14 protein-coding genes are annotated in these 16644 nt (G+C 72.4%); 5 read left to right on the plus strand and 9 right to left on the minus strand.

All coding sequences use genetic code 11. The features are described from left to right. Positions 1–37: 37 nt before the first annotated feature. A complete protein-coding gene (locus tag OG246_RS38140) occupies positions 38–1978 on the minus strand; it encodes a heavy metal translocating P-type ATPase (RefSeq protein WP_266473561.1) in 1941 nt (646 codons plus the stop codon). A gap of 35 nt (positions 1979–2013) precedes the next feature. Between OG246_RS38140 and OG246_RS38145 the strand changes: the two genes are divergently transcribed. From OG246_RS38145 to OG246_RS38160, 3 genes are all read left to right on the plus strand, one after another. Continuing rightward, positions 2014–2376 (plus strand): metalloregulator ArsR/SmtB family transcription factor, encoded by a 363-nt coding sequence (locus tag OG246_RS38145; protein WP_266473563.1) that lies wholly within the window; start codon positions 2014–2016, stop codon positions 2374–2376. A gap of 46 nt (positions 2377–2422) precedes the next feature. Then, positions 2423–3583 carry an MFS transporter gene (locus tag OG246_RS38150; protein ID WP_266474999.1) on the plus strand — a complete coding sequence of 387 codons (1161 nt, stop codon included), beginning with the start codon at positions 2423–2425 and terminating at the stop codon, positions 3581–3583. Between the two features lie 595 nt (positions 3584–4178). After that, complete coding sequence (locus tag OG246_RS38160; protein ID WP_266475003.1) at positions 4179–5408, plus strand: transposase; 1230 nt, start codon at positions 4179–4181, stop codon at positions 5406–5408. Positions 5409–5470: 62 nt separating this feature from the next. On the opposite strand, the gene OG246_RS38165 is transcribed toward OG246_RS38160, so the two are convergent. From OG246_RS38165 to OG246_RS38185, 5 genes are all read right to left on the minus strand, one after another. Further along, positions 5471–6412, minus strand: a complete 942-nt coding sequence (locus OG246_RS38165) for a lysylphosphatidylglycerol synthase domain-containing protein (protein WP_266473565.1) — start codon at positions 6410–6412, stop codon at positions 5471–5473. A gap of 205 nt (positions 6413–6617) precedes the next feature. After that, positions 6618–7127 (minus strand): O-acetyl-ADP-ribose deacetylase, encoded by a 510-nt coding sequence (locus tag OG246_RS38170; protein WP_266473567.1) that lies wholly within the window; start codon positions 7125–7127, stop codon positions 6618–6620. Beyond that, positions 7124–8533 (minus strand): NAD(P)/FAD-dependent oxidoreductase, encoded by a 1410-nt coding sequence (locus OG246_RS38175; RefSeq protein WP_266473569.1) that lies wholly within the window; start codon positions 8531–8533, stop codon positions 7124–7126. Before OG246_RS38175 ends, OG246_RS38170 begins: the two co-directional genes overlap by 4 nt. A 111-nt stretch (positions 8534–8644) precedes the next feature. Beyond that, positions 8645–9490 carry an inositol monophosphatase family protein gene (locus OG246_RS38180; RefSeq protein ID WP_266473571.1) on the minus strand — a complete coding sequence of 282 codons (846 nt, stop codon included), beginning with the start codon at positions 9488–9490 and terminating at the stop codon, positions 8645–8647. Between the two features lie 121 nt (positions 9491–9611). Continuing rightward, a complete protein-coding gene (locus OG246_RS38185; protein WP_266473573.1) occupies positions 9612–11432 on the minus strand; it encodes a gamma-glutamyltransferase family protein in 1821 nt (606 codons plus the stop codon). A gap of 205 nt (positions 11433–11637) precedes the next feature. Between OG246_RS38185 and OG246_RS38190 the strand changes: the two genes are divergently transcribed. Further along, complete coding sequence (locus OG246_RS38190; RefSeq protein WP_266475004.1) at positions 11638–12702, plus strand: biotin/lipoate A/B protein ligase family protein; 1065 nt, start codon at positions 11638–11640, stop codon at positions 12700–12702. A gap of 37 nt (positions 12703–12739) precedes the next feature. Here the strand turns inward: OG246_RS38190 and OG246_RS38195 are convergent, their stop codons facing one another. The 3 genes from OG246_RS38195 to OG246_RS38205 form a co-directional block, all read right to left on the minus strand. Then, complete coding sequence (locus OG246_RS38195) at positions 12740–13357, minus strand: DUF4232 domain-containing protein (protein ID WP_266473574.1); 618 nt, start codon at positions 13355–13357, stop codon at positions 12740–12742. Positions 13358–13419: 62 nt separating this feature from the next. After that, positions 13420–14088, minus strand: a complete 669-nt coding sequence (locus OG246_RS38200) for a response regulator transcription factor (protein ID WP_266473575.1) — start codon at positions 14086–14088, stop codon at positions 13420–13422. Further along, positions 14085–15197, minus strand: a complete 1113-nt coding sequence (locus tag OG246_RS38205; RefSeq protein WP_266473577.1) for a sensor histidine kinase — start codon at positions 15195–15197, stop codon at positions 14085–14087. Before OG246_RS38205 ends, OG246_RS38200 begins: the two co-directional genes overlap by 4 nt. A gap of 431 nt (positions 15198–15628) precedes the next feature. On the opposite strand from OG246_RS38205, the gene OG246_RS38210 reads away from it, so the two are divergent. Next, positions 15629–16588: a carboxymuconolactone decarboxylase family protein gene (locus OG246_RS38210; RefSeq protein WP_266473578.1), complete on the plus strand. Its 960-nt coding sequence runs from the start codon at positions 15629–15631 to the stop codon at positions 16586–16588. Positions 16589–16644 lie beyond the last annotated feature (56 nt).

Raw genomic sequence — 16644 nt, forward strand, 5'->3', positions numbered from 1 at the left:
AATCCGACATCAGCCTTGCGTGCCCTGGGGCCGCCCATCAGGCCTGCGGCCTCCACGCGGAGTCCCGCAGCAGCCGCAGCCCGTTCAGACCGACCAGGACCGTGGAGCCCTCGTGCCCCGCGACGCCGAGCGGCAGCGGGAGGTGGCCGATGACGTCCCACAGGACGAGGACCGTGATGAACGTACCCGCGATGACGAGGTTCTGGGTGACCAGGCGACGGGCCGTGCGGGAGAGTCGTACCACCGCGGGGATGGCTGCGAGCTCGTCGCGGACGACGACGGCGTCCGCGGTCTCAAGCGCGAGGTCGGACCCGGCGCGACCCATGGCGATCCCGGCGTGGGCGGCGGCCAGGGCGGGCGCGTCGTTGACACCGTCGCCGACGAACAGCACTTTGCGGTCGGCCAGTTGGAGTACGGCGGCGACCTTGTCCTCGGGCAGCAGACGCGCGCGTACGTCCGTGATGCCGGTGGCGGTGGCCACCTGGGCGGCGGCGCGCGGGTTGTCGCCTGTGAGCAGCACGGGCGAGGTGCCCGTGAGGGCGGTGAGCGCGGCGACCGTCGAGGCGGCGTCGGGGCGGAGGCGGTCCGCGAGGGAGAGGGTGCCGACGGGGGCGCCGTCGCATTCCACCAGGACGATCGTGTGGTCGGCGTCCTCGTCGGCGTGTGCGCCTGGGCGTCCGACGGTGACGATGTGGCCGTCGACGGTGGCGGTGACGCCATGGCCCGGCTTCGCCGTGAAGTCGCCGACGGGCGCGAGGCGCAGCCCGCGGGCCCGGGCGGCGGCGACGATCGCGCGGGCGAGGGGATGTTCGCTGGGGTGCTCGGCGGCGGCGGCCAGGGCCAGCAGGGCGTCCTCGTCGAGGCCCGACCCGGGCACCGGACGTACGGCCGTCACCTCGGGAGCGCCCTCGGTCAGGGTGCCGGTCTTGTCGAGAGCGGCCGTGTCGATCTCGCCGAGGCGTTCCATGGCCACGGCCGACTTGACCAGGACGCCGTGCCGCCCGGCGGTGGCGATGGCGGACAGCAGCGGCGGCATGGTGGCCAGGACGACCGCGCAGGGCGAGGCGACGATCATGAACGTCATCGCCCGCAGCAGTGCACCGGTGAGGTCCTCACCGAAGGCGAACGGCACCGCGAAGACGGCGAGCGTGGCGGCCACCACGCCCACCGCGTACCGCTGTTCGACCTTCTCGATGAACAGCTGCGTCGGCGCCTTGGTCCGCGAGGCCTCCTCGACCAGGGTGACGATGCGGGCGATGACGGAGTCGGCGGGGTCGCGTTCGACGCGGACGCGCAGCACGCCGGTGCCGTTCAGGGTGCCCGCGAAGACCTCGTCGCCGAGGGCCTTCACGACCGGCAGCGGTTCGCCGGTGATCGTCGCCTGGTCGGCCTCGCTGATGCCTTCGACCACTCGCCCGTCGGCGCCGATCCGCTCGCCGGGTCGGATCAACAGCACGTCACCGACGGCGAGTTGAGCGGTGGGGACCGACTCCTCGCCGTCGGCGGTCAACCTCGTCGCGGTCGCGGGCGCCAGGTCCAGCAGGCCGCGGACGGAGTCGGCGGTGCGTGCGGTGGCCAGGGCCTCCAGGGCACCGGAGGTGGCGAAGATGACGATCAGCAGGGCGCCGTCCAGCACCTGTCCGATCGCGGCCGCGCCGAGCGCGGCGACGATCATCAGCAGGTCGACGTCCAAAGTCCTCTCGCGCAGCGCCCGCAGCCCTTCGAGGGCGGGCTCCCAGCCTCCGGCGGCGTACGCGATCACGTAGAGCGGGGCGTACGTCCACCCGGGCGCGCCGCCGAGGTGGAGTGGGAGCGCGAGCAGGAAGGCGACCGTGGCCGCGAACGCCCAGCGGGCCTCCGGCAGCGCGAGGACGCGCGTGCGGCGGCGAGCGAGCGCCGGGACGGACGGTGAGGCAACGGGAGACGGGGCGAGAGTGGGAGACACGCGGCCACCATACAGGAACACATGAAGACTCATTCATGTCTTCATGTACGGTGGGTAAGATACCGCCCATGGGTCATGGAGCCGTCACCACCACGCAGGACGCCACCCCGCGCGTACGTCTGGACGCGGCCAACGTCACGAAGGTGGCCACCACGCTCCAGGCGCTGTCCACCCCCTCGCGACTGCTGATCCTCGCGCGACTGCGCGAAGGCCCCCTCCCGGCCACGGAGTTGGCCGCCGCGGTGGGCATGGAACAGTCCGCCTGCTCGCACCAGCTGCGGCTGCTGCGAAACCTGGGCCTGGTCGTCGGCGAGCGGAGCGGACGCTCGATCGTGTACGCGCTGCACGACCACCATGTCGCCGAACTCCTCGACCAGGCGGTCTACCACGTGGAACATCTGCGGCTCGGGCTCAGTGACGCGCAGGACTGAGGTGACGGGGACGTCCTCGCCGCAGACGGGGGCATCCTCGCCGCAGATGTGGCCGCTGTACGCCGCCGGGTTCACGACCGCGTTCGGGGCGCACGGCATCGCCGCGAACCTCGGCGCCCACTCCGAGGACGCGGTCACCTCGCTCCTCGTCCTGGGCGGACTGCTCGCCCTCTACGACGGCGCCGAGGTCCTGCTGAAGCCCGTGTTCGGCACGATCGCCGACCGGATCGGCGCCCGGCCCGTACTGCTCGGCGGGCTCGTCGCCTTCGCCGCCGCATCCGTTCTGTACGTCGTCGTCGACAGCCCCGGCTGGCTGTGGGCCGCCCGTCTCGGTCAGGGCGCGGCGGCCTCCGCGTTCTCGCCCGCGGCCTCCGCGCTGGTGGCGCGGCTCAATCCGGCGGCCAAGCACGGGCGGGTGTACGGGAGTTACGGCTTCTACAAGTCCCTCGGCTACACGCTCGGCCCACTCCTGGGAGGCGTCCTGGTGTGGGCGGGCGGGCTGCGGCTGCTGTTCGTGGTGCTCACAGCCCTTGGCGCGGTCGTCGCCGTATGGGCCGTGATCGCGGTTCCGCACGTGCCACCGCTGCCGCGGGCCCGGCAGACCGTGCTCGATCTCGCGCGCCGGCTGACCGACCCGGTCTTCCTCACCCCCACGGCGGCGCTCGCGGGGGCTACCGCCGCGCTCTCCGTCGGCGTGGGGTTCCTGCCCGTATCCGGGGCGCTCGCCGGGCTCGGCACCGTGGCGACCGGCGCGGCGGTCTCGGTTCTCGCGGCCTGCGCGGCAGTCGTCCAGCCGCGCGCCGGGCGGGCCTTGGACGCGGGCCGGCTGACCACCCGTACGGGAATCGGCGCCGGGCTGCTGCTCACCGCCGCGGGGCTCGCCTGCGCGATGCTCCCCGGCCTGACGGGCGTCCTGCTCGCCGCCGCGCTGATCGGTGTCGGCACGGGCCTGATCACCCCGCTGGGCTTCGCCGCGCTGGCGGCCGGTGCTCCTCAGGAGCGGCTCGGCCAGACGATGGGCGCCGCCGAGCTGGGGCGCGAACTGGGCGATGCGGGTGGGCCGTTGCTGGTCGCGGGGGTCGCAACCGTGGCGACACTTACGTACGGGTACGGGGTACTCGCCGTGTTGCTGGCGGTTGGGCCTGTGGTGGGGGTGCTGCTGCGGAGTCGCTCGGGGCGGCGCCCGTCAGAGCCACCTCTAGGGTGACACGGCTGCGGCGGTGCTCGGGCCAAGCGGTTTTCGCCCCCTCCGCCCCTGCCCGTCCCGTACCCGGGGCTGCCGCCCCCAGACCCCCGCATCGCGCTGACGCGCTCGTCCCGGTCGGGCTCGGCGTGCATGCGGCGGGCGGTGAGCCCGTGCGGGTCCTGGACGGGGTGGTACGCGTAGCCGCGGCCCTGGTGCTCGCGGCCGGCGACGCCCATCTCGTGCAGGCGGGACGGGGTCGTCGTCACGGTCGTAAGGGCGTGGCCGGAGGCCGGCTCCGTCTCGGCCGTACCTGTCCGTCCAGTTTGGGAGAGCACTCGGCGAACGCCGTTCACCTGGTCTCTTGCGAGGAGGCCCGGCGTTCACGCCGGGGAGGAATCGCATCCCGTGACGGCGACGCGGAGTGTCGCCGCATCCTGCTTCCCGGGCGCGGAGCGGCGCTGCGGCTTGCCCGGCGGAGCCGGGTGCAGGCGAACGCGTGTGCCCGTGTTCGCTGATGGGAGTGACTGCGGCAGGAGAGGGGCGCGGGCGTACGGATCTCGTACGTATGGTCTTCCGGCAGGGCTCGGGTGGCCGGAACGTGGACGGGGGTGAGGGCGTGGCGGAAGCAGCAGGGGCCGTGGGAGCGGGACATGCCCGGTACACCTTCCGTCTGCGCGTGTCGTCCACCGCCCGCACCGCGCTGACGGCGGAGTGGGACCGGTGCCGGTGGATCTGGAACGAGTGCTGCGCGAAGTCGAAGCAGACGCACCTCTGGAACAAGAACCGGCCCGAAGGCGTGGACAAGCAGACCTGCGGTCCGGCCCAGCTCGACAAAATGCTGACCGAAGCCCGGAAGACGAACACGTGGCTGCGTGAGGGTTCCAGCGTTCCGCAGCAGCAGTTGATCCGCGACTTCGGCAAGTCCAAGGCCAAGGCACAGAAGGACATCAGGGAACGGCTTCCCATGCACCGCCGGGCCGGGATGCCGAAGTGGAAGAAGAAGCGCGAGGCGCTGCCCACCCTCAACTACACCAAGCGCGGCTTCCGTCTCAAAGACGGCAAGCTGCACCTCGCGGGCGGGATCGTGCTGACGCCCGTGTGGTCGCGGGAACTCCCGGCCGAACCGTCCAGCGTCCGTGTCCATCAGGACAGTGTCGGGCACTGGTACGTCAGCTTCGTCGTCCCTGCCGAGGCCCAGCCGCTGCCCGAAACGGGCGCGGTGATCGGCATCGACTGGGGCGTGAAGGAGACCGCGACCACCACCAGCGACGCGCACGACCTGCCCTACGCCGAGCACGGCAGGAAGGCCCAGACGAAACTGACCCGGTACGACCGGATGATGGCCCGGCGTAAGCCGAAGAAGGGGCAGGCCGGATCGGCGGGCTACCGAGAAGCAAAGAAGCTGCGGTCCACGGCATGCAAAAAGGTGGCCCGCCAGCGGCAGGACACCGGCCGCAAGTGGGCCAAGTCCGTAGTCCGCGACCACGACGCCCTCGCTGTGGAGGACTTCCGGCCGAAGTTCCTGGCCAGGACCACCATGGCGTGCAAGGCCGCCGACGCGGCGATCGGCGCCACCAAGCAGGCCCTGATCGAGATGGGCCGCAAGCATGGCCGTGCCGTGTACCTGGTACACCCCGCACACACCACGATGGACTGCGCACAGTGCGGAGCGAGAACCAAGCACGCACTGCCTCTGTCAGAACGAACGTATGCCTGCATCGCATGCGGAGCCGTGTCCCCCCGGGACAAGAACTCCGCCCGCGTCATGCTGGTCCGGGCAGGTCTCAACCCGGCTGGTGCTGATCGCGTAGGACCAGGTGGGGCGCTGCCCCACCTGGCAGCGTGAGCCAGAAATCCCCGATCAGCCATGGAGGGTGAGGAATCCCCTCCCTTCAGGCAGGGGAGGTTTCAAACCACCCGTCGGCGTACCAGCACTCCCAGCGCCAGCAAGCCCGGCAGCAGTGGCAGCCACACGGTCAGGAGCCGGTAGCCGAGGACGACGGACGCCGCCGCGCCGGCCGGTGCTCCGGCGAGGGTGAGGGCCAGGGCGAGTGCGGCGTCCAGGGAGCCGAGGCCGCCGGGGGTGGGAAGCAGGACGGCGGCGCTGCTGGCGGCGAGGTAGGCGAGGGCGACCTGGGCCGGGGGCAGTGGCAGGTCGACGGCCTGGGTCACCGCTATCACCACCGCGGTGTGCAGCGAGGCGAAGGCGAGCGAGCCGCCCCACAACGCGGCCGCCCGCGCGGGGAGTTCGTGCACGGCACGGACATCCGCGAGCACCGCCCGCAGGGCGCGCCGCAGCGGCCCCTTCAGGAGCACCGCGGCGAGGGCGATCACGGCGACCGTCACCACCACGGGTGTCACAGAGACATGCGGGACATGGAGTACGCCGGGACAGGCCAGTGCCAGTACGGCGATCAGGCAGCCTCGCACCACGGTCCCCGCGGTGGCCTTCACGGCGAGCGCGGTCGCCGAGTGCGCGACTGGCAGCCCGCACCGGGTCAGGAAGCGCAGGTTGACCGCTCCGGCTCCGAGGCCTGCGGGCAGCAGGTGATTGGCCGCGGACGCCGCGAACTGCACCGCCACCAGCCGTCGCGCGGGCAACGACCGGGACACCGCACCCTGTTGGGCCAGCGCCGAACACGCCCAGGTCGCCACGGTGGCGGCGGTCGCCACGAGCAGCCAGCCGCGGTCGGCGACGGCGAGCCTGGCGGCGCCGGCCTCGATCACCGGCCAGTGGCGGTGCGCGAGATACCCGGCGCACACCATCACCAGGAGCGAGACCCCGGCCTGCCAGGAGACCCGCCTGCGGACGGTGGTCGAAGTCGGAGGGGCGGCCGGCGGAGCGGTCATGTCGCCGGGCCTCCGGGCGCCTCGGCGGCGATCAACGTCCTGGCCATCGTCCACCCTTCACCCCGACAGGCCAGAGGGCCCACATGGCGGAATAACGGAAATCATGGACAAATTACCGTGCACCGCTCAGGGACGCAGGACGGGTGCGGCATCCGGAGGCTCCATCCCCGTCCTGGCCGGTCCTGGCCGATCCGGTCAGGACCGGTCAGCCGACGTGCTCGGCAAACGCCTTGTACGCCCGCTCGTCGAAGAGGACGAACCTCACCTCTTCGACCGCCGTCTCCGCGTCCCGCACCGTCTCCACCGCGATACGGGCGGCCTCCTCCATCGGCCATCTGAAGACGCCGGTGGAGATGGCCGGGAACGCGACGGTCCGTGCGCCCAGCTCGTCGGCCACCCGGAGGGACTCCCGGTAGCAGGAAGCGAGGAGCGCGGGGTCGCTGCCCGGGCCCTGCCACACCGGGCCGACGGTGTGGATCACCCATCGCGCGTCCAGCTCACCTGCGGTGGTGGCGACCGCCCGTCCGGTGGCGAGACCTTTTCCGTAGTGGGAGGCGCGGAGCCGGCGGCACTCGGCGAGGATGGCGGGCCCGCCCCTGCGATGGATGGCTCCGTCCACGCCGCCACCGCCGAGGAGCGAGGAGTTCGCCGCGTTGACGACGGCGTCGACGCTCTGCCGGGTGATGTCGCCCTGGACCAGCGTGATCGTGGTCATGACTGCCTGAGCCTCCTCCATACCGCCTTCGCCGCGTTGTGCCCCGACATGCCGTGTACGCCGGGGCCCGGCGGGGTGGCCGAGGAGCAGATGAAGACGGCCGGGTGCGGGGTGCTGTACGGGAAGAGGGAGAGCTTGGGGCGCAGGAGGAGCTGGAGGCCGGAGGCGGCACCGGAGGCGATGTCTCCGCCCACGTAGTTGGCGTTGCGGGCGGCGAGTTCGGGCGGGCCCGCCGTCGCGCGGGCCAGGACGCGGTCGCGGAAGCCGGGCGCGAACCGCTCCAGCTGCCGCTCGATCGCGTCCGTGAGGTCCCCGGTCCAGCCGTTCGGGACATGCCCGTACGTCCAGAAGACCTGCTTGCCTTCGGGTGCCCGAGACGGGTCGACGACGCTGGGCTGGACGGTGATCAGGAACGGCGCGTCGGGTGCCCGGCCCTCGCGTGAAGCCGCCCGCAGCGCTGTGCCGATCTCCGCGCGGCTCGCCCCGACCTGCACGGTCCCCGCCGTACGCGCCTCCTTCGCCGTCCACGGCACGGGGCCGTCGAGCGCGTAGTCGACCTTGAAAACACTCGCCCCGTACCGGTACCGCTCGTAGTAGCGGCCGAAGCCCGCGATCCGGGACAGCGCGGTGGGCGAGGTGTCGAAGACGTACGCGCGCGCGGGGGGCAGATCGTCGAGGCGCTTGACCTCGTAGTCGGTGTGGACGCTGCCGCCGAGGTCCTTGAGGTACGCGGTGAGCGCGTCGGAGATGGACTGGGAGCCGCCGCGTGCGACGGGCCAGCCGCGGGCGTGCGCGGCGAGGGCGAAGACCAGGCCCACGGCGCCCGTCGCGATCCCGTCCAGCGGGGCGATGACATGGGCGACGAGCCCGGCGAACAGCGCTTTGGCCCGCTCGTCGCGGAAGCGGCGCATCAGCCAGGTCGAGGGTGGCAGTCCGGCGAGTCCGAAGCGGGCGAGGGTGACCGGGTCGCGGGGCAGCGCGGTCAGGGGCAGCGACATGAAGTCGTGGGCCAGGGTGTCCCACTTGGGCAGGAAGGGGGTGACCAGGCGGCGGTACGCGCCGGCGTCACGCGGCCCGAACGAGGCGGCCGTCTCCGCCACCGACCGCGAGAGCACCGCCGCCGTGCCGTCAAGGAACGGGTGCGCCATGGGCAGCTCGGCATGCAGCCACTCCAGGCCGTAGCGCTCCAGGGGCATCGCCCTGAACGCGGGTGAGTTGATGCCCAGCGGATGCGCCGCCGAACAGGGGTCGTGCCGGAATCCCGGCAGCGTCAGCTCTTCGGTGCGGGCTCCGCCGCCCACGGTGTCCCGCGCCTCGAACACGGCCACGGAGAAGCCCCGGCGGGCCAGCTCCACGGCGGCCGTCAGTCCGTTCGGCCCAGCACCCACCACGACCACATCGAGCATTGACGGCACCTTCGGACTCCTTTGTCAGCCGATGGCCACTGGGTTCAGGATATGCCGGAGGACTGACAGGCTTGACGGCGCGGGCGGTTGAAAGACGGTCGGCCCCGGGGCTCAGGCTCCGGCCGCCAGCAGCCCCACCACCCGGCGAGCCGTGGCCGCGTCCCGGGCCGCCGTGAACGGCAGCGCATTGCCCCCGGTGATACGGAACGGCTCACCCGCGAGGGTCAGATGGGCGCCGCCCGCCTCCTCGACCAGGAGCAGGCCCGCCGCGTGGTCCCACGCGGCCTCCCAGGAGAAGGCCGTGGCATCCAACTCACCGCGCGCGATGGCCAGATACTCGAGGCCCGCCGACCCGCACGGGCGGGTGACGACACCCTCGGTGCGCAGGCCGAGGAGCGCGCGCTTCTGCTCGTCCGTGGTGTAGTCCGGGTGCGAGGTGGCGATGTCCAGGTCCCGGCCGGGCACGGGCGACCCGGAGCGCAGGGGCGCACCGTCGAGTACGGCGCCCCGGCCGCGGATGGCGGTGGCGAACTCGTCGCGTGCGGGAGCGAACGTCCACGAGGCGTGTACGACCCCGTCCAGCGCGAGTGCGACGAGCGTGCAGAATCCGGGGTCGCCGTGGACGAACTGCCGTGTCCCGTCGACCGGGTCGACTATCCAGACCGGCGCGGTGCCACATATCGCGTCGTACGTCGCCGGGTCGGCGTGCACCGCCTCCTCGCCGACCACGACCGAGCCGGGCAGCAGCGCGGTGAGGGCCTCGGTGAGGTACTGCTCGGCCTTGCGGTCGGCGTCCGTCACCAGGTCGTGCGGGCCGGTCTTCTGGTCGATCTCGTGCGCGGCGAGCTGCCGGAAGCGCGGCATGATCTCGGTGGCGGCCGCCTGCCGGACCGCTTCTTCGACGTCGGACGTGCGGTGGGTGAGAAACTCGTCGATGGTTTCGATGTCTACGATCATGTCTCCATAACAGCACGTGGCACTGACAATCCTCACCGGGCTGGTGCACTCCGGGTGGAATCGCCGTGAATTCCCGGCCTGTGCGGCTACCCGGAGTGAGCGATGACACAGGGGCCCGGGATCAGCGCCCCACCGCGTACCCCTGCATGCCCCGTGGATTCGCCGCCGCGGACAGCACACCCGTCTCCGGGTCCCGCGCCACCGCGCACAGCCGGCCCTCGGACCAGGCCTCGCCGACCAGGACGTCGTGGCCGCGGCGGCGCAGTTCCTCGACAACCCCCGCGTCCATGCGGGACTCGACGGTGACACTGCCGGGACGCATGCCCCGCGGGTAGAAGGAGCCGGGAAAACTGTCGTTGTGCCAGTTCGGGGCATCGATCGCACCCTGGAGGTCGAGGCCGCCGCGCACCTCGGAGCCCAGTGCCACGGACAGGAAGAAGTGTGTCTGCCACTGGTCCTGCTGGTCGCCGCCCGGGGTGCCGAACGCCATGACGGGCACCCCGTCGCGCAGCGCGAGCGAGGGGGTCAGCGTGGTGCGCGGGCGGCGGCCCGGCATCAGGGAATTGGGCAGCCCCTCCTCCAGCCAGGTCATCTGGAGCCGGGTGCCGAGCGGGAAGCCCAGCTCGGGGACGACCGGGTTGGCCTGCAGCCAGCCGCCGCTGGGAGTGGCGGCGACCATGTTGCCCCAGCGGTCGACGACGTCGAGGTGGCAGGTGTCGCCCCGGGTGCCGCCGTCCTGCGCCACTTCGGGTTCCGCGGCCGCCGTGGCCACCGTGGGCTCGCCCGCGCCCGGAAGCCCGAGGGCGTCGAACCCGGACTCCCCGGAGGCCACGTCGCGCGCGTGCCCGCTCATCCGCGGGGTGCGCCCTCCAGGGCTGCCGGGGCGCAGCTCGTACGAGGCCTTGTCGCCGACGAGCGCGCGCCGGGCGGTGTTGTACGGCTCCGACAGCAGCTCGTCGAGCGGCACCTCGGCCGCGTCCCCGTACCAGGCCTCCCGGTCGGACATGGCGAGCTTGCAGCCCTCGATCAGCAGATGGACGTACTCGGCGGAGCCGTACCGGGGCAGCTCGGGCGGCAACAGGGCCAGCTGTTGCAGCATGACCGGTCCCTGGCTCCAGGGGCCCGCCTTGCACAGGGTCCAGCCCCGCCAGTCGTACGTCGCCGGGGCCTCGTAGGCCGCGGACCAGGAGGCCAGATCGGCGGCCTTCAGGGTGCCGGTGTGGCGCTCGCCGCTGGTGTCCAAGGTGGGGAGCCGCGCCTGCCGTACGAGCGCCTCGGCGATGAAGCCGGAACGCCACACGTTCCGGGCGGCTTCGATCTGCGCCACCCGGTCGGCCTCCTCGGAGATCTCTGCGAGGAGCCGCCGCCAGGTCGCGGCGAGAGCGGGATTGCGGAACAGCTCCCCTGGTTGCGGCGCCCTGCCGCCCGGCAGATACACCTCGGCCGAGGACGCCCACTCCGTCTCGAAGAGCTCGCGCACCGTCTCCACGGTCTCGCCGACACGCTCCACGGGCGGGTGCCCGTCCTCCGCGTACCCGATGGCGTACTTCAGGACGTCGGCGAGGGACTTCGTGCCGTGGTCGCGGAGGAGCAGCATCCAGGCGTCGAAGGCGCCGGGCACGGCGGCGGCGAGCGGCCCGGTACCGGGTACGAGATCCAGACCGAGTCCCCTGTAGTGGGCGATCGTCGCTCCGGCGGGCGCGACGCCCTGCCCGCACAGCACCCGTACCTCCCCGCCCGCGGGGGCGAGGATGATCGGGACCTCGCCCGCGGGTCCGTTGAGGTGCGGCTCGACGACGTGCAGGACGAAGCCGGCGGCGACCGCGGCGTCGAACGCGTTGCCGCCGTCCTCCAGGACTGCCATCGCCGACTGCGAGGCGAGCCAGTGCGTGGAGGACACCATTCCGAAGGTGCCCTGGAGCGTCGGTCGGGTCGTGAACATGCCGTGACACCTCGCTGTGCGGAGCTGAGTGGAGCCGTCTGGAGCCGTGTGGAGTGATCAACCTCGCGCCCGACTATCGCACTTGCCGTTCCCGGGCGAACAGGGCACGTCGTGCCATGAACGCGCACGCGCCCGGCGAAGTACGACCGGAATCAATCACCCGAAGTCGACGTTGGCCCTCGTGGAACGGAACGGAGGCGGATCGGTGCACGGTGAGTACAAGGTCCCCGGCGGCAAGCTCGTCGTGGTGGATCTGGACGTCGAGGGCGGAGTCCTGCGGCACGCGCGCGTGGCGGGCGATTTCTTCCTCGAACCGGACGAGGCGCTGGACGCCGTCAACCACGCGCTGAACGGCGCCCCCGCGGACACCGACGCCGCGGGCCTGGCAGCCCGCGTGGACGCCGCGCTGCCCGAGGGCACGGTCATGTACGGCCTGACCTCGGAGGGCATCGCCATCGCCGTACGCAGGGCGCTCGCGCACGCCACCGACTGGACCGACTACGACTGGCAGCTGATCCACGAGGGGCCGCAGTCCCCCGCGCTGCACATGGCCCTGGACGAGGTCCTGACCACCGAGGTCGCGGCAGGGCACCGCCCGCCGACCCTGCGCGTCTGGGAGTGGGCCACCCCGTCCGTGATCATCGGCAGCTTCCAGTCACTGCGCAACGAGGTCGACCCGGCCGGTGCGGAGCGGCACGGCATCGAGGTGGTGCGGCGGATCTCCGGCGGCGGCGCGATGTTCGTGGAACCGGGCAACACCATCACGTACTCGCTCTCCGTGCCCGAGTCCCTCGTCCAGGGACTGTCGTTCCAGGACAGCTACGCGTACCTCGACGACTGGGTGCTCGGCGCCCTCGGCGACATGGGGATCAAGGCCTGGTACCAGCCGCTGAACGACATCGCCACGGAAGCGGGGAAGGTGGCGGGCGCCGCGCAGAAGCGGATGGTCGGCCCGGGTGGCGGGCCCGGCGCCGTGCTCCACCACGTGACCATGGCGTACGACATCGACGCCGACAAGATGCTCGAAGTGCTGCGCATCGGCCGGGAGAAGCTGTCCGACAAGGGCACGATGAGCGCGCAGAAGCGGGTGGATCCGCTGCGCCGGCAGACGGGGCTGGCGCGGGAGGCGGTCATCGAGCGCATGATCGACTCGTTCCGCGGCCGGTACGGGCTGGCGGACGGCAAGGTGACGCCCGAGGAACTGGCGCGCGCGGAGGAGCTGGCGCGGACGAAGTTCGGCTCACCGGAGTGGACGAGCCGAGTGCCGTAACCGCAGGCTCGGGGTGCCCGAGTTCAAGGGGCGCCGTCTAGGACGCAGGCGCCCACGGCGTTGTGCCGAGTATGTTCTCCGGGCCGATGTCGAGGGGCTCTTCAGGTCGTACGTTCACGAAGTCCCGCTTCTTGTCCGGCGCGACGCGGAGGTAGGTGCCGTCCTCGGCCGCCATCCGCCACAACAGCCCGGCTCTAGCGGTCTCGCCCGGTTTGAGGGTGAAGGGCTCGGGGGCGGAGCCGGGCGGTGCCACGGGCACCTCGTCCGTCCCCTCGGCCGTGCGCACGCCCGGAATCGGGACGCCTGCCTCGTCCAGGACGCTGACGGAGGGGTAGCCGTTCAACTCGTACGGCTGCTCCCCGCAGTTGGTCATGGAGAGCGTCATGGCCCGGAGACCCATGGCCCCGTCGACGCGACCGGCCTCGAAACGCAGACCGGACGACGGGCAGCCGCTCACCGGTTGGACCGATACGGACGGTGAGGGCGAGGCGGACGCGGGCGGCGGCGGGGCGGCCCGGGTCTCCGAAGGCGTGGGCTTGCGCTCGGGGTTGGCCTCGCGGTCCAGCTCGGCGGAGAGCCCGCACCCGCTCGTGGCCAGCGCCAGCACGCCGACGAGAGCGGCGCCGCAGGACGATCTCAGACGTATCGCGATCACCCGCCGATCATCGCACGCAGCGGCCACGACCCTCCCGGCCTCCGCTGTCCTCGACGCATCCGTCACTTCTCGCTCCCCCGCGCCGCCACCAGCCCCGACTCGTAGGCGAACACGACCAGTTGGGCCCGATCGCGAGCGCCCAGCTTCGTCATCGCGCGGCTGACGTGCGTCTTGGCCGTGAATGGGCTGATGACCATGTGCGCGGCGATCTCCTCGTTGGTGAGGCCGCGGGCGGCGAGGGCGGTGACCTCGCGTTCGCGTCGCGTGAGGCTCTCCAGGCCCGGCGCGGTGGCCCGGTCCGGGGGCCTGGCGACGAACTCGCCGATCAGGGTGCGGGTCACGGACGGGGACAGCAGCGCCTCGCCGCGCGCGACGACCTCGATGGCCTGAAGCAGGTCGGCGGGCTCGGTGTCCTTGAGCAGGAAGCCGCTCGCGCCCGCCCGCAGTGCCTCGAAGACGTACGCGTCCAGGCCGTAGTTGGTGAGGATGATCACGCGTACGCCGGACAGCTCGGGATCGGCGGCGATGCGGCGGGTCGCCTCGATGCCCGTCATCACCGGCATCTGCACATCGACCAGGGCGATGTCCGGGATCAGCGCGCGCACGAGCGCCACGCCCTGCTCGCCGTCGGCCGCCTCACCCACCACCTCGATGCCGTCCTCGGCCTCCAGCAGGGCCCGGAACCCGGCCCGCATCAGCGCCTGGTCGTCGACGAGCGCGATCCTGATCACACTGGCTCCCCCGCGCCGTCCAGCGGCAGTTGGGCCCGCACGGAGAAGCCGCCCTCCGCGCGCGGAGCGGCCTGCAGAGTGCCGCCGAGGGCCACGACGCGTTCACGCATGCCGGTGAGACCGATGCCCGGGGTGGGCGTGCGGGTCCGGACGGCACTGCCGTCGTCGTCCACGCGTATCGTCAACTCTCCAACTGTGTAGTCGAGTTGGACGATGACCTTGGCGGGGCCCGCATGGCGCGCCGCGTTCGTGAGGGCCTCCTGGACGATGCGGTAGGCGGCGCGGTCGACGGTCGCCGTCAACGGGCGCTCGTCGCCGGTCACTCTCAGCTCGACGGCGAGGCCAGCCGCGCGGGCCCGCTCCACGAGCAGCGCCGGTGTGCCGGTCGGCTCGTCGGTGCGCAACACCTCGAGTGTCGCGCGCAGTTCGCGCATCGCCTCGCCGCCGGCCTCCTGGATGGCGAGCAGCGCGGGCGGTACCTCCTCGCCGCGCTTGCGGGCCAGGTGGACGGCAACACCCGCCTGGAGCTTGACGATCGAGATGCTGTGCGTGAGCGAGTCGTGCAACTCGCGGGCGATACGCAGGCGTTCCTCGCCCGCCCTGCGCAGGGCCGCCTCCTCGCGGGTGCGTTCCGCCTCCAGCGCCCGCTGTTCCGTCTGGCGCAGATACGCCTGCCAGTTGCGGTCGGCGAGGCCGGTCACCAGCGCGCACAGGAACCAGCCCACGAGCAGCGCCACGCGTTCGACGATCTCCCCCGTCGTGGGGCCCGTCGCGACGTACCCCGCCAGGAACACCGCGCTGGCGGCCGCGGCCAGGCCTCGGTGACCCACACGGGCGGCCGTGTGCACGGCGCCCAGCACCGGGAGGGCGGACAGTGCGCCGGGGTGGGCGTGCAGAACGTACGCGGTCGTGGCGGCCGTGGCGACGGCCAGGACCGCGCGCGGTGCGCTGCGGTAGGCCGCGAGGGCCAGGGAGCCGAGGGCGATCAGCGCGTAGTCGACGGGTGCCGTGCCGTCGTCGAACGCGGCCGCGGTCGCGACGAGGGCGCCGACCACGACGGCGAGCGTCGCGTCGGCCAGGCGCCCGCGTGTGACCTGGTCCAACTCCATGGTCGGCACCCTAGACGGCGGCGCCGACAGCCGCGTCAGCCCTGTGGACGGCTCCCGGGCTACTCCCGGCGCAGTAGTCGGCGCCCCGCGCGGGCTCCTCGGCGCAGCGGGGATTGCCTTCGGGCGTACGACGCGGGCGACTGCCTCCCGGGGCGAGGGTTGCGAACACCGAACACCGCATCGCACGGCACGGCACGGCCCGAACGCGGAACACCGCACCGCACCGCCCGAACCCGCATCACCGCACCGCTGCACACCCCACCACCCCATCCCACCTCAGCCCAGCCCAGCCCAGTCCAGCCCAGTCCAGTCCAGCCCAGCCCAGCCCAGCCCAGCCCAGCCCAGCCCACCGACCAGGAGGCCCACATGCCCACCCCTTCCGCTACACCACCACACCGCCCCCCAAGTCCGCCACCGGCCGCACCGCCGAGGTGTACGCCCAACTCGCCGAGGACTTCGGCATCGAGCGGGCGACCACCTTCGTGGTGCTGTCCTCGGCACCCGAACTCCTCGCCCCGGCCTGGGCGTTGATGCGGGAGTCACTGATCGCGGGCGAGGGCAGTCGCACCGGCAAGGAGCTGGCGGCCTTCGGGGTGTCGGCCGCCAATCGGTGCCCCTTCTGCGTGGACGCGCACACGATGCTGCTGCACGCCACCGGGGACCACGCGCTCGCGGAGGCCCTGGCACGCGGCGAGACTCCCGCCGACGAGCGGCACGCGCGCGTGCTGGCCTGGGGCGAGGCGACCCGGACGCCGGGCGCCCCCGAGCTGACGCCTCTCCCCTTCCCCCGCGCACATGTCCCCGCCTACGTCGGTACCGCGCTGTCCTTCCACTTCATCAACCGGATCGTGTCGGCGCTGTTGACCGAGAACCTGCTGCCCGGCAACGCCCAGCGGTTCCGTGCGGTCCGGAGCCTGGTCGGCCGCTCGGTCGCCAAGACCGTGCGCCGTCGGGCCGCCCCCGGCGCGAGCCTGGCACTCCTCGACGACCCGGGACCCGGCCCGGACTGGGCACGGGGAAGCACCGTCGGCCCGGCCTACGCCGCACTGCGCACCGCCACCGCCGCAGGCGCGGGCCTCCTCGACGAGGCCGACCGGACCCTCGTACGGGAAACGCTCCAGGCCTGGAACGGCGCGCACCCGCCGCTCAAGTGGGACGAACTGCCCGACCGTTCCCGCCCCGGGGCACGCCTCGCGCTGCTGGCCGCCCTCGCCCCGTACCGCATCACGGACGAAGACATCACCACATGGCGCAAACCAGAACATTCCGACCACTGTCTTGTGCATCTCGTCGCATACGGCGCGTTCGTCGCCGTCGACCGCATCGAGAGCGCGCTTCCGTTCGCCAACTACGAGGCGACGCCACCTTCTCGCACAGTCCGCAAACAGTGAGCCACTGTCACCACACAGGCACGGAGCGAGTTGGCACTTCCGCCCCACAGGGACTC

Origin of the sequence: Streptomyces sp. NBC_00620, from assembly GCF_026341825.1 — a bacterium.
GTDB lineage: Bacteria > Actinomycetota > Actinomycetes > Streptomycetales > Streptomycetaceae > Streptomyces.

Coding starts and splice junctions, on each gene's coding strand:
- OG246_RS38140 (WP_266473561.1), bottom strand. CDS start 1,978: ATGAGTCTTCATGTGTTCCTGTATGGTGGCCGCGTGTCTCCCACTCTC.
- OG246_RS38145 (WP_266473563.1), top strand. CDS start 2,014: ATGGGTCATGGAGCCGTCACCACCACGCAGGACGCCACCCCGCGCGTA.
- OG246_RS38150 (WP_266474999.1), top strand. CDS start 2,423: ATGTGGCCGCTGTACGCCGCCGGGTTCACGACCGCGTTCGGGGCGCAC.
- OG246_RS38165 (WP_266473565.1), bottom strand. CDS start 6,412: ATGACCGCTCCGCCGGCCGCCCCTCCGACTTCGACCACCGTCCGCAGG.
- OG246_RS38170 (WP_266473567.1), bottom strand. CDS start 7,127: ATGACCACGATCACGCTGGTCCAGGGCGACATCACCCGGCAGAGCGTC.
- OG246_RS38175 (WP_266473569.1), bottom strand. CDS start 8,533: ATGCTCGATGTGGTCGTGGTGGGTGCTGGGCCGAACGGACTGACGGCC.
- OG246_RS38180 (WP_266473571.1), bottom strand. CDS start 9,490: ATGATCGTAGACATCGAAACCATCGACGAGTTTCTCACCCACCGCACG.
- OG246_RS38185 (WP_266473573.1), bottom strand. CDS start 11,432: ATGTTCACGACCCGACCGACGCTCCAGGGCACCTTCGGAATGGTGTCC.
- OG246_RS38205 (WP_266473577.1), bottom strand. CDS start 15,197: ATGGAGTTGGACCAGGTCACACGCGGGCGCCTGGCCGACGCGACGCTC.